The organism is Acuticoccus kalidii, assembly GCF_021556395.1.
Taxonomy (GTDB): domain Bacteria; phylum Pseudomonadota; class Alphaproteobacteria; order Rhizobiales; family Amorphaceae; genus Acuticoccus; species Acuticoccus kalidii.
Window position 1 is genome coordinate 349,958 of record NZ_JAKGCS010000024.1, and the last position, 19,819, is coordinate 369,776.

17 protein-coding genes are annotated in these 19,819 nt (G+C 66.4%); 7 read left to right on the forward strand and 10 right to left on the reverse strand.

What is annotated here, in order from left to right; all coding sequences use genetic code 11:
* Positions 1-13: 13 nt before the first annotated feature.
* The 7 genes from L1787_RS15150 to L1787_RS15180 form a co-directional block, all read right to left on the reverse strand.
* Positions 14-1,372: an acetamidase/formamidase family protein gene (locus L1787_RS15150; RefSeq protein ID WP_235709667.1), complete on the reverse strand. Its 1,359-nt coding sequence runs from the start codon at positions 1,370-1,372 to the stop codon at positions 14-16.
* 186 nt (positions 1,373-1,558) lie between these two features.
* Positions 1,559-2,758, reverse strand: a complete 1,200-nt coding sequence (locus L1787_RS15155; protein WP_235709668.1) for a CaiB/BaiF CoA transferase family protein — start codon at positions 2,756-2,758, stop codon at positions 1,559-1,561.
* Positions 2,755-3,537 (reverse strand): enoyl-CoA hydratase/isomerase family protein, encoded by a 783-nt coding sequence (locus L1787_RS15160; RefSeq protein WP_235709669.1) that lies wholly within the window; start codon positions 3,535-3,537, stop codon positions 2,755-2,757. The genes L1787_RS15155 and L1787_RS15160 overlap by 4 nt, the downstream gene beginning before the upstream one ends.
* Positions 3,538-3,541: 4 nt before the next feature.
* Entirely contained in the window at positions 3,542-4,822 is a 1,281-nt protein-coding gene (locus L1787_RS15165) for a TRAP transporter large permease (RefSeq protein WP_235709670.1), read from the reverse strand.
* Positions 4,819-5,364, reverse strand: coding sequence for a TRAP transporter small permease (locus L1787_RS15170; protein ID WP_235709671.1), 546 nt, complete (start codon positions 5,362-5,364; stop codon positions 4,819-4,821). The genes L1787_RS15165 and L1787_RS15170 overlap by 4 nt, the downstream gene beginning before the upstream one ends.
* A 92-nt stretch (positions 5,365-5,456) precedes the next feature.
* Positions 5,457-6,428 (reverse strand): TRAP transporter substrate-binding protein, encoded by a 972-nt coding sequence (locus L1787_RS15175; RefSeq protein ID WP_235709672.1) that lies wholly within the window; start codon positions 6,426-6,428, stop codon positions 5,457-5,459.
* Between the two features lie 54 nt (positions 6,429-6,482).
* On the reverse strand, positions 6,483-7,682 hold the full coding sequence (locus L1787_RS15180) for a pyridoxal-phosphate-dependent aminotransferase family protein (RefSeq protein ID WP_235709673.1): 1,200 nt from the start codon (positions 7,680-7,682) through the stop codon (positions 6,483-6,485).
* A gap of 134 nt (positions 7,683-7,816) precedes the next feature.
* On the opposite strand from L1787_RS15180, the gene L1787_RS15185 reads away from it, so the two are divergent.
* The 5 genes from L1787_RS15185 (at position 7,817) to L1787_RS15205 (ending at position 15,353) form a co-directional block, all read left to right on the forward strand.
* Entirely contained in the window at positions 7,817-10,735 is a 2,919-nt protein-coding gene (locus L1787_RS15185) for an FAD-binding and (Fe-S)-binding domain-containing protein (protein WP_235709674.1), read from the forward strand.
* Entirely contained in the window at positions 10,732-11,394 is a 663-nt protein-coding gene (locus L1787_RS15190) for a GntR family transcriptional regulator (RefSeq protein ID WP_235709675.1), read from the forward strand. Before L1787_RS15185 ends, L1787_RS15190 begins: the two co-directional genes overlap by 4 nt.
* Positions 11,395-11,550: 156 nt before the next feature.
* Positions 11,551-12,555 (forward strand): 4-hydroxyproline epimerase, encoded by a 1,005-nt coding sequence (locus L1787_RS15195; protein ID WP_235709676.1) that lies wholly within the window; start codon positions 11,551-11,553, stop codon positions 12,553-12,555.
* Positions 12,556-12,576: 21 nt separating this feature from the next.
* Positions 12,577-13,914 (forward strand): H(+)/Cl(-) exchange transporter ClcA, encoded by a 1,338-nt coding sequence (gene clcA, locus L1787_RS15200; protein WP_235709677.1) that lies wholly within the window; start codon positions 12,577-12,579, stop codon positions 13,912-13,914.
* 272 nt (positions 13,915-14,186) lie between these two features.
* The gene (locus L1787_RS15205) at positions 14,187-15,353 is read left to right on the forward strand and encodes a GGDEF domain-containing protein (protein WP_235709678.1); all 1,167 of its coding nucleotides are present in this window, start codon (positions 14,187-14,189) and stop codon (positions 15,351-15,353) included.
* A gap of 9 nt (positions 15,354-15,362) precedes the next feature.
* Here L1787_RS15205 and L1787_RS15210 read toward each other — a convergent pair whose 3' ends face one another.
* Genes L1787_RS15210 through L1787_RS15220 form a run of 3 tightly spaced genes read right to left on the reverse strand, consistent with a single transcriptional unit; the run spans position 15,363 to position 17,632 of the window.
* Positions 15,363-16,106 carry an aspartate/glutamate racemase family protein gene (locus L1787_RS15210; protein WP_235709679.1) on the reverse strand — a complete coding sequence of 248 codons (744 nt, stop codon included), beginning with the start codon at positions 16,104-16,106 and terminating at the stop codon, positions 15,363-15,365.
* Between the two features lie 37 nt (positions 16,107-16,143).
* Entirely contained in the window at positions 16,144-17,058 is a 915-nt protein-coding gene (locus L1787_RS15215; protein ID WP_235709680.1) for an N-carbamoyl-D-amino-acid hydrolase, read from the reverse strand.
* Positions 17,059-17,071: 13 nt separating this feature from the next.
* A complete protein-coding gene (locus tag L1787_RS15220; RefSeq protein WP_235709681.1) occupies positions 17,072-17,632 on the reverse strand; it encodes a hypothetical protein in 561 nt (186 codons plus the stop codon).
* Between the two features lie 374 nt (positions 17,633-18,006).
* Between L1787_RS15220 and cuyA the strand changes: the two genes are divergently transcribed.
* Together cuyA and cuyB are read left to right on the forward strand one after the other, a co-directional pair.
* Positions 18,007-19,011 carry a D-cysteate sulfo-lyase gene (gene cuyA / locus L1787_RS15225; RefSeq protein ID WP_235709682.1) on the forward strand — a complete coding sequence of 335 codons (1,005 nt, stop codon included), beginning with the start codon at positions 18,007-18,009 and terminating at the stop codon, positions 19,009-19,011.
* A gap of 26 nt (positions 19,012-19,037) precedes the next feature.
* Positions 19,038-19,736, forward strand: coding sequence for a cysteate racemase (cuyB, locus tag L1787_RS15230; RefSeq protein WP_235709683.1), 699 nt, complete (start codon positions 19,038-19,040; stop codon positions 19,734-19,736).
* Positions 19,737-19,819 lie beyond the last annotated feature (83 nt).

A 19,819-nucleotide genomic window follows, 5' to 3' on the forward strand; every position in this document is an offset into this window, starting at 1 on the left:
CGCCCCCGCCAGCCTACTGGGCGCCGGAGAAGAGGCTCTTTTGGAGCACGCCGTGGACGCCCCAATTGCCGTCGACGACTTGCGTCACGCCGAAATCGGTGGCGACCGACATCAGCGAGATGGCCTCGTCCTCATCGAGGCCATGGGCGGTCATCAAGAAGCGGCGCATCTTGCGAAAGGCGTCCTTCATCGCCCCGTCGATCGACGAGTTCGAGTAGATGTCGGACTGCGCCGTCTCGCCGAGCGCATCGAGATAATTCGCATAGCTGAAGCCGTGGACGACCCACTCGTCCGCGGTCTCGAGGAGCGGGAAATCGAGCCCTTCGAGCGGGGTTCCGCCGAGGCTGTCCGCCTTGTGGAGTGTCACGCGGACGATGCCGGTGAGCGAGGTCTCGATCGCCGTTCCGGCAAGCTCCGAATCGCCCTGCGCGGCGTGCGGATCCCCGGCCGATAGGAGCGCCCCCTCGACGGCGATCGGGTAATACATCGTGCCGCCGGCCCCGATGCGCCAATTGTCGATATTGCCGCCGAAATAAGACGGGGGGATCGAATCCACGAAATCCGCCTCGCGCGGCGCGACGCCCATCGTGCCGAAATGCGGGCGGATCGGCACGCGCACATCGGTCAGCACCGCTTCGTTCTTCTCCACGGTGTCGTGGTCGACGGGGACGCCCGGATAGTCGATCGTCTCGTGGACGACGCCGCTCGGGTCGGTCTGCGGCGTCCACTGATAGTTATAGACCGCCTTGGCCCAGTTCTTCATCCCGGTGCTGTCGATCTCGTAGATCGTGATCACCTCGCGCTTCTGGTCGTCGAGGAGGTCGTTATAATGAAAGCCCCACCACGCGGCGGCATTGCTCCCGAAGGTCTTGCCGGCATGATCCGGGTTGCCGGACGGGCGCGGCGCGAGGTCGAGGATCTGCACCTCGAGAACGTCGCCCGGCTCGGCGCCGCAGACATAAATCGGGCCCGTCAGGATGTGGACGCCGAAGCCCTCGCCCGCCCCGCGCCCATGGATCGATGCGTCGACGGGCCCCGCGCCGCGGCGGTCGACACCCTTCGCACCCTCCTCCCATTTGAAGACGCTCTCCGCGCCCGGATCGCCGTCGACCATGCGCGAGGCGTCATCGTTCGCGTGGTGGGTGAGCGTCTCGATGGTGACGAGATCGCCGGAGTGGATCACCGCTTTCGGCTCGGCCTCCTTGGAGAAATAGCCCCAATGGACCGTCTCGGCGTTCGCCTCGATGGTGTGATGGGCCGGCGTCGCGGGCGCATCGGCGCAATCGACTTGGGCGTGCGCGGTGCCGAGACCGGCGGCGAACAAAGCGATCATGCTCGCCGCCGTCCGCAGGCGGGACGGATTGATACTCATGGGCTCCTCCAATTTTCGGCGGCGCGGTTGTTCGCGCCAAAGGAGGAACCAGCAATTTCCGTGCCGTTAGGTTGTCGATAATTTCGCGGTCATGTGCGAAAGGTTCGCGCTGCGCACCCGGTTCGTGACGATATTGCGCTCCCGCCCCAATGAAGGCGGGCGGGGACGGGTTCGGCGGCTCCGCGTTTACGGGACGAGAGCCGCCTTCTCAGCGATCAGCGCATCGATATCCGCCGCCGCATAATGCGCTTCGGCGAGGATTTCGCGCGTATGCTCACCGAGCAGCGGCGCATGGCGCGTCACGGCGCCGGGCGTCGCGCCGAATTTGATCGGCAGCCCGATCGCCTTCGTCGCCCCGGCCACCGGATGCTGGAGGTCGACAATCATGTCGCGCGCCTGAACGTGCGGATCGGCGTGCATCTCCATGACCGAGAGGACCGGACCGGCGGGCACACCGGCCGCCTCCAGCTTTTCGAGCCATTCGTCGGTCGTGCGGGTGACGAAATGGGCGGTCAGGGCCTCCGTCAGCGCGTCGAGGTTCGCCATCCGGCCGGCATTTTCGGAAAAGCGCGGATCGCTGCCGAGCTCTGGCGCGCCGATGACCGTGAGGAGACGGGTCCAGTTGCTGTCATTGGCGGCGCCGATATTGATCCAGCCGTCTTTGGTCTCGAACGCCTGATAGGGCGCGTTGAGGGGGTGGGCCGAGCCCATCGGGCCGGGCGAGACGCCGGTGGCGAAGGCGATCGCCGATTGCCAATAAGTGTGGGTGATCGCCGCCTCGAGGAGCGAGGTGTCGACCATCTGCCCCTCCCCGGTCTTCAATTTGTGCGTATAGGCCGACGCGATGCCGAGCGCGGCGAGGATGCCGGCGGTGATGTCGGAGACCGGCGCGCCGACCTTCACCGGCGGCCGGCCGGCCCCTTCCCCGGTGATCGACATGAGGCCCGACATTCCCTGCGCGACGAGATCGAACCCGCCGCGCGTCGCATAGGGGCCGGTGCGGCCGAAGCCGGACACCGCGCAATAAATGAGGCCCGGATTGTCGGCTTTCAGCGTCTCGTAGCTGAGGCCGAGTTTTTCCATCGTGTCGTGGCGATAATTCTCGATCACCACGTCGGCGTCGGCGAGGAGGCGCTTGAGCGCGGCCCGCGCCTCCTCTTTCTTGAGATCGAGGGCGATCCCCCGCTTGTTGCGGTTCATCATCATGAAGGCGGCGCTGACGCCGTTGACGTGCGGCACGTTGCGCCGCGTGTCGTCCCCGCCCGGCTTTTCCACCTTCACCACGTCCGCGCCCATATCGGCGAGCATGAGCCCCGCAACGGGGCCCGCCATGATGTGCGCGAGCTCGATCACCCGCATCCCCGCGAGGGGGCCCTTGCCGCTCATCGTCCCGAAAACTCCGGTTTGCGCTTGCCGAGGAAGGCCTCCATTCCTTCGCGGAAGTCCTCGCTCATGTAGGTCATCAAAATGAGGTCGTCCCCCTTCGCCTCGGCGCCCTCGACGCGCAGGCGCCTGAGGCCCTCTTTCGTCGCCCGCAATGTCAGCGGGGCGAGGCCGGAGATCGTGGTCGCGAGCTCGTTCGCCCGCGCCATCAGCGCCGCATGATCCGGCAGCACCTCCGAGACGAGGCCGAGCGCCAACGCCTCGTCCGCCAGCACCAGGCGCGCGGTGAAGATCACCTCCTTGACGCGCGCCGGGCCGATGATGGCCGCGAGGCGCGACAGGTTGGAGATCGACAGGCAGTTGCCGAGCGTTCGGGCGATCGGGAAGCCGAATTTGAGGTTCGCGCTCGCGATGCGGATATCGCAGCCCGACGCGATCCCCGCCCCGCCGCCGGTGCAGGCCCCGGAGATCGCCGCGATCGTCGGCACCTTGCAGCGCTCGACCGCGCCATAGACGCGGTCCATGTTCCGCTCGTAATCGAGCGCGTCCTGCTCGGTCTTGAAGCCGCGAAACTGGGTCATGTCGGTGCCGGCGGCGAACGCCTTTTCGCCGGCGCCGGTGATGATGATGGCCTTCACCGAGCCGTCCGTCGGGACGGTGTCGCAAATCTCGGCGAGGCCGTCATACATCGCGAAGGTGAGCGCGTTGCGCGCTTCGGGCCGGTTGAGCGTGACGGTCAGGATGCCGTCACGCTGTTCGTGGATCAGTTCGTTCTCGCTCACACGTTCACCTGTAGAAGAATTCGACCAGGAACATCGGGATCGCCGGCACGTAGGTGCACATCAAGAGCACCACGAGCAGAACCCCGACGAAGGGCAGGTTTACCTTTGAAACCTCCCAGATGTTAGCCTTCGCGATCGAACAGGCGGTGATGAGCACGCTCGCGACCGGCGGCGTCTGCTGGCCGATGGCAAGGTTGAGCGTCACGACGAGACCGAAATGGACGGGGTCGATCCCGGCCTGGGTGATCAGCGGCACCACGATCGGAATGACGAGGATGATCGCCGCGGCCGAGTGCAGGAAGAAGCCGATGATCAGGAAGAAGACGTTGAGGATCAGGAGGATCAGGAACGTCTGCGTCGTGATGTCGAGGATCGCGGCGGCGAGCTGCTGGGGAATGCGCGCGGCGGTGAGATAGCCCCCCATCAGGACCGAAGCGGCGACGAGCAGCATCACCACGGCGGTCTGCATCCCGCCTTCGAGCATCGCCTGCTTGAGGCCGCGCCAGTTGATCTCGCGATACCAAAGGCCGACCACGATCGCCGCGAGCACCGCAAGCCCCGCGCCTTCCGTCGCGGTGACGAAGCCGCCGAAGATGCCGCCGAGAATGATCACGGGAAGCGCAAAGCACGGCAGCGCGTCCTTGAACGTGGCGCCGAGCCGGGCGAACTCGAACCGGCCTTCCGTCGGAAGATTGTAGCGCCGGGCGAGGAAATAGGCGACGCCCATCAGGCCCGCCGCCCCGATGAGGCCGGGCACGATCCCCGCGACGAAGAGCTCCTCGACGCTCGTCCCGGCCGAGACCGCGTAAAGGATCATCGGGATCGATGGCGGGATGATGATGGCGAGCGAGGCGGACGAGGACGTCACCGCCGCCGCGAACGGTCCGCCATAGCCGCGCTTTTTCATTTCCGGGATCAGGACCGAGCCGATCGCCGCGACATCGGCGACGGCCGAGCCGGAGATCTCGGCGAAGAACAGCGACACGCCGATCGTCACCATCGAGAGGCCGCCGCGCACGAAACCGATGAGGGCGGAGACGAAGGCGATGAGGCGCCGCGTGATCCCGGTCGCGTTCATGATCGCGCCGGCGAGCACGAACATCGGGATCGCGATCAGCGAGAAGGAGCGTGCCCCGCCATACATATCGAGGCCGACGGTGACGAGCGCACCAAGCCCGTCGGTGATCGCGATACCGACGACGGCCGCAAGAGCGAGCGCGATCGCGATCGGCACGTTGATCGACACCATGATCACGAGCGCGATGAACATGAGGGCGATGATCATCGTGCGCCCTCCCCGCTCGCGTGGTCCGCCGGGGTCTCGCCATGGGCGAGCGGCGGATGCTCGGAGAAGTGGCCGGACATGATGTCCTTCCAATAGGCCGGAAATGACAGGATTTCCGCGATGATGAAGAGGATCGCACCGATCGGGATCACCGACTGCGTGACCGACACCGGGACCCAGGTGAGGCTCACGAGCGTCTCCCCCTGGAGAATGTCGAGGATGGTGAGACCGGCCCACGCGAGGAGCGCGAAGAAGAAGATCACCAACGCCTCGGCGATCAGCACGGCGACCTTTCGCGCCTTGATCGGCAGCGCGAGGAGGACGTCCTCGAAGCCGATATGGCTTCGTTTCAGCGCCGCGAGGGCCGCGCCATAATAGGTGATCCAGGCAAGCAGGACCGAGGCGACCTCATCGTACCAGGACAACGAGGCGCCGGCTTTGCGGTAGATGACGGCGAACACGACGACCGCGGTCAGCACCACCATCAAGGTAATGACGATCCAGGTGAGGGCCTCACCAAGGAACCGGGCAAGCACACGCACGAAGGCGTCTCCTTCCGAGCCGGAACAAAAGTGTCGGGTGAGAGAGCGGCGGCGCGTGCGAGCACGGCCGCCGCCGATCGGTGAGGCTCGGCCTAGGAGGTCGAGTCGAGCGACTGGATCTTCTCGATCAGTTCCTTGCCGCCATCGACCTCGTTGCCGAACTCTTCATAGATCGCGCCGGAGGCGTCGATGAAGGCCTGCTTGTCGGCATCGTTGACCTCGACGCCGGCTTTCTTGATCTCGTCGATCAGGGCGGCGTCCATCTCGGCCGACTTCTCATAGGCGAAATCGCTCGCCTTGAGTGCGCAGTCGGAGACCGCCTGTTTCACGTCGTCGGGCCACTTGTTCCAATTGCGCGAAGAGGTCGCGAGATAGGCCGGGGAATAGACGTGCCCGGTCATCGAGAGGTACTTCTGCACCTCTTGGAACTTGCCGGAATAGATCTGCGCGAGCGGGTTTTCCTGCCCGTCAATCACGCCGGTCTTCAGCGCCGTGAAGACCTCCGAGAAGGCCATCGGCGTCGGGTTCGCGCCATAGGCCTGGAACATCTTCACACGCCACTGGCCCTTCGGCGTGCGCAACTTGATGCCTTCGAGATCAGCAGGGACGTTCACCGGCCGCACATTGTTGGTGATGTTGCGGAAGCCGTTCTCCCAGAAGCCGACGATCTCGTACCCCTTCTCGCGCGCGGCGTCGCGGAACGTGTCGCCCGCCTCGTCGCGCACATGGCGCATGTGGTCGCGATTCTTGATGATGTAGGGCATCTCGAACACGCCATAGACGGGCGAGACGGAGCTCATGATCGAGGACGGGATCGAGAAGGCGAGCTGGCCAAGCTTCAGCTTCTGCAGCATCTCCTCGTCATTGCCGAGCTGGGAGGAGCCGAAGGTCTGCACCTCCGCAGCGCCCGATTCCTCCACACAGGCGGCGAACTCGGCCGCCGTCGCCTCATAGAGCGATCCCGGATCGCCCACGTGGCCGAGTTTGAGGACCGGCCCGTCGGCGAGCGCCGGAGCCGACAACAGCGCAAGCGCTGCACCGGCCAACAAAAGCCCCTTCTTCATGCGTTTTCTCCCGGTTCATGTTGTTGTTCGTTGTCGCAGCCGCCCGAAGCGGCCTTACGCGCCCTTGCCGGTCTTTGCCGCCTTGGTGAGCACGTCCATCGCGGCCTCGGTCCCGCCCTTTCGGTGCGGCACGTCGGCAAGCTCCAGCCCCATCTCGACGCCGGACAGCGTTCCCATCAGCATCAAATCGTTGAAGTCGCCGAGATGACCGATGCGGAACACCTTGCCGCTCAGCTTGGACAGTCCGTTGCCGAGCGACATGTTGAAGTTTTCGAGCACCACCTTGCGGAAGGCGTCCGCGTCGTGACCCTCCGGCATCTTCACGGCGGTGAGCGCGCCGGAATGATGACGCGGGTTCTCGCACAGCACCTCGACCCCGCCATTGCCGCCCCAATGGGCGACCGCCGCACGCGTCGCCGCCGCATGGCGCTGGTGGCGGGCAAAGACGTTGTCGAGCCCTTCCGCGTTCAGGAGGTCGATCGCCTCGGCGAGGCCGTAAAGGAGGTTCGTCGCCGGCGTCGAGGGGAAGACGCCCTTGCTGTTCGCCTCCAGCATTTCGTCCCACGCCCAGTAAGAGCGCGGCAGGCCGGCATCCTTCTGCGCTGCGATCGCCTTGTCGGACAGGGCGTTGAAGGAGAGGCCCGGCGGCAGCATCAGCCCCTTCTGCGAGCCGCCGACGGTGACGTCGACACCCCATTCGTCGTGCCGATAATCGATCGAGCCGAGCGAAGAGATCGTGTCCACCATGAAGAGCGCCGGATGGCCCGCTGCGTCGATCGCGGCCCGCACTTCGTCGACGCGCGTGGTGCAGCCGGTCGACGTCTCGTTGTGGACGACGCACACCGCCTTGATCGCGTGGCCCGTATCGGCCCGCAAACGCTCCTCGATCTTCGCCGGATCGACACCGGAGCGCCAATCGCCCTCGATGAACTCCGGATCGAGGGAGAGCCGCGTCGCAAGACGCTTCCAGAGCGAGGCGAAATGGCCGGTCTCGTACATCAACACCTTGTCGCCGGGCGACAACGTGTTCACGAGCGCCGCCTCCCACGCCCCGGTCCCCGACGCGGGGTAGATGATGACGGGGTTCCGGGTGCCGAAGATTCCGCGAATGCCCGAAAGCACCCGCTCGGCGAGCGCCTGAAATTCGGGCCCGCGATGGTCGATCGTCGGCATGTCCATCGCGCGAAGGACGCGATCCGGCACGTTCGTCGGCCCCGGAATCTGAAGAAAGTGCCGACCCGGCATCGTGTTCATCCGTGCGCTCCTTGAAGCCCCAAGCGGTCGAACGTCGCGGCGTTGCGTCGATTTTCCGCGAATTTCAAACTTGCGGGCACATCCACATCGGAGCAAAGTGGATTATGAATTCATAATTTCGTCAAGGGGTCTCGATGACGGAACTTCTTCGGCCCGGTCTCGCGCGGCGGTTGGAGCGGGAGCTTCAGGGGAGCGCGCACGTCGACCCTTTCACGCGGGGCCGTTACGCGACGGATGCATCGATCTACCAGGTGATGCCGACGGCCGTCGTCCTTCCGAAGACGATGGACGACGTCGCCCTCACCCTCGATATCGCCCGCGAGGAAGGCGTTCCGCTCACCGCGCGCGGCGGCGGCTCCTCCCAATGCGGGCAGACCGTCAATTCCGGGCTGATCGTCGATTTCTCACGCCACCTCAACAAGATCATTTCGCTCGACATCGAGGGGCGGCGCGCCGTCGTCGAGCCGGGCATCGTGCTCGACGAATTGAACCGAGCATTGAAGCCGCATGGCCTGTGGTATCCGATCGACGTGTCGACCGCCTCGCGCGCCACGATCGGTGGGATGGCGGCGAACAATTCCTGCGGCGCGCGCTCGCTGCGCTACGGCATCATGCGGGACAATGTCCTGTCGATCGACGCGCTGAAGGCGGACGGGACGCCGGCCCATTTCGGCCCTCTCGCGCCCGGCACCAACGACGCCCTCGCCCACGACATGCTCGCCCTCGGCACGCGTGAGGCCGAGGAGATCGCGGCCCGTTTCCCCCACGTCTCGCGCCGCGTCGGCGGCTACAATATCGACGCGCTGGTCCCGAACGGCGCGCCGGTCAACATGGCCCATCTCCTCGTCGGCTCGGAAGGCACGCTCGCTCTGTCGACCGCGATCGAGATCAAACTCTCCCCCCTGCCGCCGAAGAATGCCGCCCTCGCGGTCTGCCATTTCCCGACCTTCCGCGCCGCGATGGAGGCGCCGCAGCACATCGTGCCGCTCGGGCCGACCTCGGTCGAATTGGTCGACGCGACGATGATCGGCCTCGGCCGCGACATCCCGATCTACCGGCAGACGCTGGAGCGCTTCGTGAGGGGCGCGCCGGCCGCCCTCCTCCTCGTCGAGTTCGCCGAGGAGACGGACGCCGAGAACGCCCGCCGCATCGAAGCGCTCGAAGAGGTGATGGCCGAGCAGGGCCTCTCCTTCGGCGGCGGCGGAACGCGCGAAGGCGGCGTCGTCGTGGTGGCGGATGCCGGGCTCAAGGCCAATATCGGCGAGTTCCGCCGCGCCGGCCTCAACATCATGATGAGCATGAAGGAGGCGGGAAAGCCCGTCTCCTTCGTGGAGGATTGCGCCGTCCCGCTCGACCATCTCGCCGACTATACCGAGCGCCTCACCGCCGTTTTCGAGCGGCATGGCACGCGCGGCACCTGGTACGCGCACGCCTCGGTCGGCTGCCTCCATGTCCGCCCCGTCCTCAACATGAAGCTCGAACAGGACGCGAGGACGATGCGCGCGATCGCCGAAGAGGCGTTCGCGATGGTGCGCGAATATAAAGGCTCTCATTCGGGCGAGCACGGGGACGGCATCGTCCGCTCCGAGTTTCACGAATCTATGTTCGGCTCACGCATCGTCCGCGCCTTCGAGGATGTGAAAGACCGCTTCGATCCCGAAGGCGTCCTCAATCCGGGGCGCGTCGTCCATCCCCCGCGCATGGACGATCGCGACCTCTTCCGCTACCCGCCCTCCTACCATGCCGAGCCGCGAGAGATCGCGCTCGACTGGTCGGCGTGGCCGGGCGGGCTCGGCGGTTTTCAGGGCGCCGTCGAGATGTGCAACAATAACGGCGCGTGCCGAAAACTCTCCGGCGGGGCGATGTGCCCGAGCTACCGCGTCACCCGCAACGAGCGGGACGTGACGCGCGGGCGGGCCAACACCTTGCGCCTCGCTTTGTCCGGTCAGCTCGGCGAAAACGCCCTCACCTCGGACGAGATGATGGAGACGCTGTCGCTCTGCGTCTCCTGCAAGGCCTGCAAGCGCGAATGCCCGACCGGCGTCGACATGGCGCGCATGAAGATCGAAGTGATGGCCGCGCGGGTGAAGGAGAAGGGCCTCACGGCGAAGGACCGGCTGATCGCCTACCTCCCCCGCTACGCGCCGAAGGCGGCGCGCGCTGGCGGCCTCCTCGCGCTGCGCGAGGCGATACCGGGGCTCGCCGCCCTCTCCCAGTCGATGCTCGGCTTTGCGAAGGACCGCTCGCTGCCGCGCTTTGCCCGCGATCCGTTCCGCGATGGCGAGGCGGAGGCCGGGGCCGTGGGGCGACCGGAATTCGTCCTCTTCGCGGACACCTTCAATCGCTGGTTCGAACCCGACAATTTGCGGGCGGCCGTCCGCGTCCTCGCCGCCTCGGGTGGGCGCGTCGTCCCGCTCTCGCCGCCGGCGGGTGAGCGGCCGCTGTGCTGCGGGCGGACCTTCCTCGCCGCCGGTCTCGTCGATGAGGCGCGGGCCGAGGCGCGGCGCATGGTCTGCGCTCTTGCCCCCCATGTCGCGGCCGGGCGGACGATCGTCGGCCTCGAGCCCTCGTGCCTATTCACCCTGCGCGACGAGTTCGCCGCCCTCCTGCCCGGCGAGACCGATGCGATCGCCTCACGCGCGAAACTCTTCGAGGAGGCGCTTGTCGCCGCAGTCGACGCGGGAGCGTTGACGCCGCCCTTCGCGCCGCGGCAAGGAAAGGCCTATCTTCACGGCCATTGTCATCAGAAGGCGTTCGGCGCCTTCTCCGTCTCGGAAAAGGCTCTGCGTCTGGTGCCCGAACTCGAAGTGTCGACGATCGAATCGAGCTGTTGCGGCATGGCCGGGGCCTTCGGCTACGATGCGAAGACCGCCGATATCTCCCGCGCGATGGGGGAAGCGGCGCTGCTTCCGGCCGTCCGCGCGGCCGAGCCCGACGCGATCATCGTCGCCGACGGCACGTCCTGCCGGCATCAGATCCACGATGGCGGCGGGCGCGAAGCGGTCCACGTCGCCGCCGTCCTGGCGCGCGCTTTAGAGGGGGCGCCGACATGAATGTCCTCGACACCGCGCTCAGCCGCCCGCCTCTGTCCGTCGAACTCGCCGACCGGATCCGCGCGATGATCATCGCCGGCGAGCTTGCCGATGACGAGAAGGTGCCGGAGAAGGCGCTGACCGAGCGCTTCGGCGTCTCCCGCACGCCGCTGCGCGAGGCGTTGAAGATCCTGTCGGCGGAAGGCTTCGTGCGCCTCGTCCCCAACCGGGGGGCGCGGGTCTGCCGGGTCACCGTCGACGAGGTGGAGGAGGCGTTTCCCGTCCTCGCCGCGCTCGAAGCGCTCGCCGGCGAGCTCGCCGTGCAGCGGATCGCCGAAGACGAGATCGCCGACGTCGCCGCGAAGAACGCCGCGATGCGTACGGCCTTCGAGGCGGCCAACATGCCGCTTTATTTTGAGCTCAACCAGGCGATCCACGGCGCGATCCTCGCCGCGGCGGGCAATCCGACCCTCACCCAATATCACCAGATGCTGTCCCAGCGGGTGCGCCGCGCGCGCTATCTCGCCAACATGACGCCCGATCGCTGGCGCCAGGCGATGGACGAGCACGACGAGATCCTCGCCGCGCTCGCCGCGCGCGATGGCACGCGTCTCGCCGCCGTCCTCGAGCAGCATCTGAAGAATAAGATGGAGACGGTGAAGCGCGCTTTATCGGAATAGCCGCGCCTCACGCGGGGCGGGACCAACGGTCGCGCCCGCCCTTTGACGCCGGCGAACCGTTTCTCGCCGCGAGATCATTTCCCCACGGCTTCGGGTGCTTTAAGGATCGCGTGCGAGTGCATTTTTGCACCCTCCGCCATCCAACGAGTTCGCCGCATGACACCGCACACCTTCCTCTGCATCGACGCTCACACCTGCGGCAATCCGGTCCGCGTGGTGGCCGGCGGCGGGCCGATCCTGCCGCACGCCTCGATGGCCGACCGCCGGCAGATCTTCCTTCGCGATCATGATTGGGTGCGCGAAGCGCTGATGTTCGAGCCGCGCGGACACGACGTGATGTCCGGCTCCATCCTCTATCCGCCCTTCCGGGAGGACTGCGAACTCGGCATCCTCTTCATCGAGACCTCGGGCTGTTTGCCGATGTGCGGCCACGGCACCATCGGAACGGTGACGGTCGCGCTGGAAGAAGGGCTCGTCACGCCGCGCGAGGAAGGCCGCCTCGCCCTCGAGGTGCCGGCCGGCCGGGTCGACGTCACCTTCCAGCGGTCGGGCCGCTTCGTCGACGAAGTGCGGATCTACAATATTGCAAGCTATCTTCATGCCGCGGACGTGAGCGTCACGGTGCCGGGCCTCGGCGAACTTGTCGTCGACGTCTCTTATGGCGGCAATTTCTACGCGATCGTCGAGCCGCAAAAGAATTTCGCCGGCCTGTCGTCGATGAGCGCCGCCGAACTCGTGCGGTGGAGCCCCATCGTGCGCGAGGTCGTCGAGGCGGCGGTGCGCCCTGTCCACCCGGAGGACAACAGGATCCGCGGTGTCTCGCACGTGATGTGGGTCGACGACGCGCCCCGCAACACGGAGGCCACCGCCCGTAACGCCGTCTTTTATGGCGAAAAGGCGATCGACCGTTCCCCCTGCGGCACCGGCTCCTCGGCCCGCATGGCGCAGCGCGTCGCCAAGGGCCGGCTCTCGGTCGGCGATCGTTTCGTCCACGAGAGCATCATCGGCACGATGTTCGATTGCCGCGTCGAGGCTGCCGCGACGGTTGCCGGGCGGCCGGCCATCATGCCGTCGATCGGCGGCTGGGCGCGCGTTTTCGGGCAGAACCGCATCACCGTCGATCCGCGCGATCCGCTGTGGCGCGGCTTCCAGCTCGTCTGACGCGCAAGACCGCCGCCCATCGTGTCGCAGCAACCTCCGAGCTCGAGCCCGTTCAAGGCCGACGTGCATTTCCTCTGGTGCGCGATCCTGGTCGGCGTCCTCGCCGGGCTGATCGGCTCGGGATTCCACCTCTCGATCGACTATCTGATCCAGTGGCCGCAATGGCTCAGCCAATCCTTGTCCGGCCTCGACCTCGTCCTCGCCGCCGCGCTCATCACGATGACGTCGACCATTCTCTGCGTCGCGCTCGTCCGCCATGTCGCGCCGGAGGCGGGCGGCAGCGGCGTTCAGGAGATCGAGGGCGCGCTCGAGGGGCTGCGACCGGTGCGCTGGATGCGCGTGCTGCCGCTGAAATTCGTGACGGGCGTGATGGCGATCTCTTCCGGCCTGGTGCTCGGGCGGGAGGGGCCGACGATCCACATCGGCGCGTCGGTCGCACAGGGCGTCTCCCGCGCCGGGCGGTTGTCCGATATCGAGCGTCGGTCGCTGCTCGCGGCGGGCGCGGCGGCGGGGCTTGCCTGTGCGTTTAACGCCCCGCTCGCGGCCATCCTCTTCGTCATCGAGGAGACGCGCAAGCAATTCCCCTATTCGCTGCGCGCTTATATGGGCGTCATCGTCGCGTCGTTGCTGTCCGCGGCGCTCACCGAATGGATCGCCGGTGTCGGCCCCGATTTTCGCCTTCTGGTGCCGGAGGTCGATCTCGCGCTGCTCATCGCCTTCGTGCCGCTCGGCGTGGCGCTCGGCATTCTCGGGGTGCTCCTCAACGCCGCCATTCTCTTCACCATCGAACTCTGCGCCACATGGCACCGGCGCTTGCCCTACTCCTTCCCGGCGCTGATCGGCCTCTTCACCGGTGCGGCGTTCATCGTGCTTCCCGCCACCGTCACCGGCGGGGAAAGCGTGATCATGCAGCTCGCCCAGCATCATTACACCGTCGCCGCGCTGCTCCTCCTCGCCGCGTTCCGCTTCGTGTCGATGGTCGCCAGCTATTCGACCGGCGTGCCGGGCGGCATCTTCGCCCCGATCCTGACGCTCGCGATGTGCGTCGGGCTCGGCTTCGGCTCTGGGCTCGAACATCTTCTGCCCGATGCCGACATCATGCCCCTCGCCTTCGGCATCGCCGCGATGGGCGGCCTGTTCACCGCCTCGGTGCGCGCGCCGATCGTCGGTGTCACGCTGGCGCTCGAGCTGACGGGCTCATATCCCCTCGTCCTGCCGCTTCTCATCACCTGCTTCGTCGCCAATATCGTCGCCGAATGGTGCGGCGGCCGGCCGATCTATGAGCAGCTTCTGGAGCGCACGTTTCGCCTTGCGGGCATCGAGCAGCCGACGGCGCGCGAGCGGACCGGCCTCGCCTGATCGGGCGCGGCCTGGCGCACGATCGCCCCGCAAGGCCGACGGCGGCCGCCTCTCCAACGATCGATTGAGGGAAATTTGCGGGCGCAGCGTCGCAAATGTGGCCATCAACATGAATGAAACACACCTGCGACGTATTTCAGCCATAAAATTTCACATAGACGTTTAATTCCGCTATAACTCGGAACAACGGCATCCCGCGAAAGAAAATTGCGCGCCATACGATTCATCGGGTCACAGGTCAGAAAAAATCCATTGCGATGGCCTTAGATTTCTTGACCCTTTACCTCATAATTTTATTCAATTTCCTGGCGCTATCTATTCTGTGGGGCGCGATAGCTTTTGCCTATCGCACTTTGAAGCCCGCCCGCTATTGGCTCGCCGCCTGTGTCCTCCTCACGGCCACCGGCGGCACCTTGATGCTCGTCGGCAACGGGGAGTCGCTCCGGCTGGAGATCTTCGGCAACGTTCTGTCGATTGTCGCCATCGGGCAGTTTTCCATCGGGCTGCGCATCTTTTTCGGCAAACCGGCGCGGCCGTCGATCACCCTGGCTGTGGTGCTCGGCGTCGTTCTCATGATGGTTTTGCCGGAAATCCGCGACTCGGTGGCCGCCCGCAATCTCGCCTTCTCCAGCGCTCGCATCGTTCTGCTGGTGATCGTGCTCGTCATCCTCCTCGACGAGACGCGCTATGCGGTCGGCCGGCGGATCGGCATCGTCGGCGTGTCGATCACGACCCTCGGCCATGTCGGCCTGATCGCCGGGGACTATCTGATGCTGCGTCAGATTACCGAGGAGGACGGCTATTATCTCCTCACCTCCTACGCCCTCCTCGCCTCGATCTTCGGCGCAGTGGTCTGGAGCCTCGGCTTTGCCGTGATGACGATCGAGCGCCTGCACGATGATGTCGCGATGATCGCCGATGTCGACGATCTGACCGGGCTTCCCTCGCGGCGGGTCATCACCCGCCAGTTCCGCTCCCTCGCGGCCGCGCCCGGCGACGTCCACTCGCTGCTGCTCTTCGATCTCGACAAGTTCAAGCCTGTCAACGACACCTTCGGCCACGCCGCGGGCGACGCGGCCCTTCGCCATTTCGCGACGATCGCGCGCCAATCGATGCGGGAGAGCGACGTTATCGCCCGGCTCGGCGGCGACGAATTCTGCGCCATCCTCCCCCACACCCGCGCCGCCGACGCGGAGGCGATCGCAAGCCGCGTGCTCGCCGCACTCCAGGCGACGCCCGTCGATTGGAAGGGCGATCCGATCCACGTCAGTTCGAGTGTCGGCATCGCCGAGTGGGACACGAGGGAAGACGCTCAATTCGCGGTGCTGATCAGCCGGGCCGACGCCGCGCTCTATACGATCAAGTCGGGCGGCGGCGGCAAGATCGCGATCTACGAGCCCGTCGTGACGGAGCACCGTCTCCTCGTCGCCTCGAGATAGCGCCTCGCCCTAACGCCGATTGCCGGGCGCATAGGCGCTGAACGCGCCCTCATAGGGTTTGGCGAGCGGCGCGGCGTAGCCGTGCCGTTTCGAGGTGCCGAGCCCGAGGGCGACGAGGCTTTCGACGAACTTCACCCCCGCGGCGACACCGTCGACCGCCGGCGCGCCGATCTCGCGCGAGATGCGCGCGGTGAGGTCGGCCATGCCCGCGCAGCCGAGAAGCACGCAATCGGCGCCGTCCTCCTCCACCGCCTTGCGACATTCTTCGAGAACGAGCGCCTCGGCGTTCGATCCTTCGACTTCGAGATCGAGCACGGGCAGATCCGTCATGCGGATCGATCGACACTGATGGGTCATGCCGTAGGCGGTGACGAGATGCTCCATCAACGGGCGCGAGCGTTCGAGGGTCGAGACGATCGAGAAGCCGCCGCCGAGGAAGCTCGCCGCGTGCATCGCCGCCTCCGCGATCCCGATGACGGGGCCCTTCGCGATCTCGCGCGCGGCCCCGAGGCCGGGATCGCCGAAACAGGCGACGACATATCCGTCGCACCCCTCCGCCTCGCCCTTCAGAACTTCGTCGATCACGCCGATCGCGGCGAACGCCTCGTCATAATGCCCCTCGATCGAGACGGGGCCCATTTGCGGGGAGACGGCGACGATCTCGGTGCCGGCCGCCGCGACGTCACGCGCGGCCGCGCCGATCTTCTCGGTCATCGACCAGGTGGTGTTGGGGTTGATCACTTTGATCTTCATCGCGCGTCTCCTCCGCTCGCCGCGAACGCGGCGGGTCTTACACCTCGGCGATCAGCCCATAATTCTGCGGCTGACGGTGGCGCTTGAAGTTGAAGATCTCGTCCCGGATCTCGCGGCACGCATCGAGATTGCAAGACGCGGTGATCACTTCGTCCTCGATGGTCGTCGACAAGGCGACGATCTCGCCGGTGGGCGCCACGATGCAGGAATGGCCGAGCAGCATCGAGCCCTCTTCCATGCCGGCCTTGGCCGCCCCAGCGGTCCACGCGCCGTTCTGATAGGCGCCGGCCTGCATCGACAGGAGGTGGTGGAAGGAGTTCAGATGATCGTGCTGCGGAACCGGCGGATTGTGCGTCGGGGTGTTGAAGCCCCCGCAAATCAATTCGGCGCCCTTCAGCCCCATCACCCGCCACGTCTCCGGCCAGCGCCGATCATTGCAGATGAACATGCCGATCTGCGCGCCGTCGGCCTCATAGACCGGGAAGCCGAGATTGCCGGGCTCGAAATAGCGCTTTTCGAGGTGCTGCCACGGCCGATAGGCCTCGTACTCGGCATGGCCCGGCAGATGGACCTTGCGATATTTCCCGACGATTTCGCCCTTCGTGTCGACGATGATCGAGGTGTTGAAACGGCGCACGCGCCCGTCTTCGCGGGTGAGTTCGGCATAGCCGAGATTGAAACCGACGCCGAGCGCCTTCGCCGCCTCAAAGAGCTTCATCGTCGCCGCGTTCGGCATCTCGCTCTCGAACCAGGTGTCGACCTCGGCCTGATCCTCCATGTACCAGCGGGGGAAGAAGGTCGTCAGCGCGAGCTCGGGGAAGACGACGAAGGTGCACCCGCGCCCGGCCGCCTCCTTCAGCATCTCGATCAACCGCGCGACGGCGGATTCCCGCGATTCGTCGCGCGCGATGGGGCCGAGCTGGGCGACGGCGAGGTTCAACTTTCGGGGCATTCGTTCCAGTCCTTCAGATGTCGGCGGCCGCCGTGTCGGAACGGCGGCGATAGCGCATCATCGCAATGACGGCGGCGCCGATCACGATAACGAGGAGAGACAATAAAAGCGCCGACTGATCGAGCCAGGCGATCGCCGGGACGCTGAGCGCCATGATCACCCCGATCGCCGCCATGCGCCAAGACGGCACGTGCACCCCTGCGACAAACGTGCCGAGCGACAGAAGCAGCAGGAGCACGAGACCCGTCCCGTCGGCGTCGATATCGGACTGGACGCTCGGCAGGAAGACGAGGTTCATCGCGAGCAAGAAGGCGGCCCAGTGCAGAAGCTGCGTGACGACGAGGCGGGTGCGCAATTGGCTCTGATTCGCGCGCGGCCACCCCGAGATCACGCACACGACGGCGATGAAGACCGCCACCACGTCCCAATAATAGAGAAGCGGCTGGTCCATCATGCTGACATAGGCGACGCCGCCGACGGTGAGCGCCAAGGCGGCGAGGTGCGGGCTTTCGCGCAGCCAGAAGCTGCGTGTCGTCGCCGGCTTCGCGGTGGCGGTCGCGTCGACATCGTTCATGGCTTTTCCTTTCCGGTTCGGCACATTGCGCCCCGCACCGGTACCGGCACCGGCGCGTTCGCGCGGCCCGACGATGCCAAATTCGGCCGCTCCCGCCCACCGCATCGTCCGAAATCGATGCGGTGCTTGCGTCAGGCGCTGCAACCGCCATGCCGATCCGGGCATGGGCCGGGCTCGGCGCGAGGTCGGCGCCGCTCTCAATCGCACCGATATCGGCGCCCCCTGGATCGCGCCGAATCGGCTCCCCACGAAATCGCGCCGATATCGCTTCGCACCAAATCGCGCCGGTATCGGCGCGGTGCAAATTTGCATTTGCTCGGCGTCGCCGTTTCCTGAAGAGTTCGAGCCCGACCCATGCGCAACGAGTAAGCCCCATGCATCTCGCCCGCTTCCCCCGGCACCGCCTCGCCCATCTGCCGACCCCGCTCGAGCCGATGACGCGCCTCTCGGCCCATCTCGGCGGCCCGGACCTGTGGATCAAGCGGGACGATTGCACCGGCCTCGCCTCGGGCGGCAACAAGACGCGCAAGCTCGAATTCCTGATCGCCGAGGCCCTCGCTGAAGGCGCCGACACCGTGATGACCCACGGCGCCGTCCAGTCGAACCATGCGCGGCAGACGGCGGCGGCGGCGGCGCTCGTCGGCCTCAAATGCCACCTCGTCCTAGAGGAGCGGATCGCGACCAACGATCCGAACTACAACGCGAACGGCAACGTCTTCCTCGACCGCCTCTATGGCGCGACGATCGAGCGGCGGCCGACCGGTGGCGACATGAACGCCGCGCTCGACGAAGTGGCGGAGAACCACCGGACCAAGGGGGCGCGCGTCTACACGATCCCCGGCGGCGGCTCCAACCCGACGGGGGCGCTCGGCTACGTCAATTGCGCGATGGAGCTCCTCGGCCAGGCCAATGATCGCGGCCTCGTGATCGACCATATCGTCCACGCGACCGGCAGCGCCGGAACCCAGGCCGGCCTCGTCACCGGCCTCAAGCTCCTCCATGCCGACATTCCCCTTCTCGGCATCGGCGTGCGCGCCCCGAAGGCGGTGCAGGAGGGCAACGTCTTCAAGCTCGCCGCCGCGACCGCCGAAAAGCTCGGCCATCCGGGCGCCGTCGCCGAATCCGATGTCGTCGCCAACACCGATTATGTCGGCGAGGGCTACGGCATCCCGAACGCCGGGACGATCGAGGCGATCGAGCTCTTCGCGCGCATGGAGGGCATCCTTCTCGATCCCGTCTATTCGGGCAAAGGCGCGGCGGGATTGATCGACCTCATCCGCAAGGGCCGGTTCGAGAAAGGCGAGCAGATCGTCTTCCTCCACACCGGCGGCTCAGCGGGTCTCTTCGGCTACACCGAAGCATTCGACTTCGCCGCCTGAACGCGGCACGACGGGAGGCGATGGGCGTGGCTGTCATCGGCATCATCGGCGGTATGGGACCGGAGGCGACGGTCCTTTTCATGAGCCGCATCATCGAGCGGACCCCGGCCGAGGACGATGCGGACCACATCCCCATGGTGGTCGACAACAACACCCGCATCCCCTCCCGCATCGCCCATCTCATCGAAAAACGCGGCGTCGACCCCGAGCCGACGCTCGTCGGCATCGCGCGCAAGCTCGAACGGTATGGCGCGACGCTCCTCGCGATGCCCTGCAACACCGCCCACAGTTACGCGGACGCCATCAAGGCGGCGATCGCGCTGCCCTTCCTCGACATGGTCGAACTCACCGTCGAGGCGGTGACGCGCGCCAATCCCGCGACGCGGCGCGTCGGACTTCTCGCGTCGCCCGCCGTCGAGATCACCGGCATCTACGACAGAGCGTTCGCGGCGGCCGGGATCGACGTCCTTTATCCAGACGACCGTGCGGCGCTTCTCGGCGCCATCAAGGCGATCAAGGCGGGCGCACGCGACGATCGCGCGCTCGGCCCCCTCGCCGCCGGCTACCGCGAGCTGACCGATCGGGGCGCGGATGCCGCGATCGTCGCGTGCAGCGAGTTCTCACTCCTGTCGGACGCGTTGACCGGCCCGCTCCCCGTCCTCGACAGCGTGACGGTGCTCGCCGAGGCGGCCATCGCCCTCGCCATGGCGCAAGACGCGCCGTAGCCCTCCGGCCTCCGCGCCCCGCCGCACGAAGGGGCCGGGCCGGGCGGCCTCACCATCGCCCGCGTGAGATACGGCTGGCCTCC

Coding starts and splice junctions, on each gene's coding strand:
- L1787_RS15185 (WP_235709674.1), top strand. CDS start 7,817: ATGACGGAACTTCTTCGGCCCGGTCTCGCGCGGCGGTTGGAGCGGGAG.
- L1787_RS15210 (WP_235709679.1), bottom strand. CDS start 16,106: ATGAAGATCAAAGTGATCAACCCCAACACCACCTGGTCGATGACCGAG.
- L1787_RS15150 (WP_235709667.1), bottom strand. CDS start 1,372: ATGAGTATCAATCCGTCCCGCCTGCGGACGGCGGCGAGCATGATCGCT.
- L1787_RS15220 (WP_235709681.1), bottom strand. CDS start 17,632: ATGAACGATGTCGACGCGACCGCCACCGCGAAGCCGGCGACGACACGC.
- L1787_RS15180 (WP_235709673.1), bottom strand. CDS start 7,682: ATGAACACGATGCCGGGTCGGCACTTTCTTCAGATTCCGGGGCCGACG.
- L1787_RS15175 (WP_235709672.1), bottom strand. CDS start 6,428: ATGAAGAAGGGGCTTTTGTTGGCCGGTGCAGCGCTTGCGCTGTTGTCG.
- L1787_RS15190 (WP_235709675.1), top strand. CDS start 10,732: ATGAATGTCCTCGACACCGCGCTCAGCCGCCCGCCTCTGTCCGTCGAA.
- L1787_RS15215 (WP_235709680.1), bottom strand. CDS start 17,058: ATGCCCCGAAAGTTGAACCTCGCCGTCGCCCAGCTCGGCCCCATCGCG.
- L1787_RS15155 (WP_235709668.1), bottom strand. CDS start 2,758: ATGAGCGGCAAGGGCCCCCTCGCGGGGATGCGGGTGATCGAGCTCGCG.
- L1787_RS15195 (WP_235709676.1), top strand. CDS start 11,551: ATGACACCGCACACCTTCCTCTGCATCGACGCTCACACCTGCGGCAAT.
- L1787_RS15165 (WP_235709670.1), bottom strand. CDS start 4,822: ATGATCATCGCCCTCATGTTCATCGCGCTCGTGATCATGGTGTCGATC.
- cuyA (WP_235709682.1), top strand. CDS start 18,007: ATGCATCTCGCCCGCTTCCCCCGGCACCGCCTCGCCCATCTGCCGACC.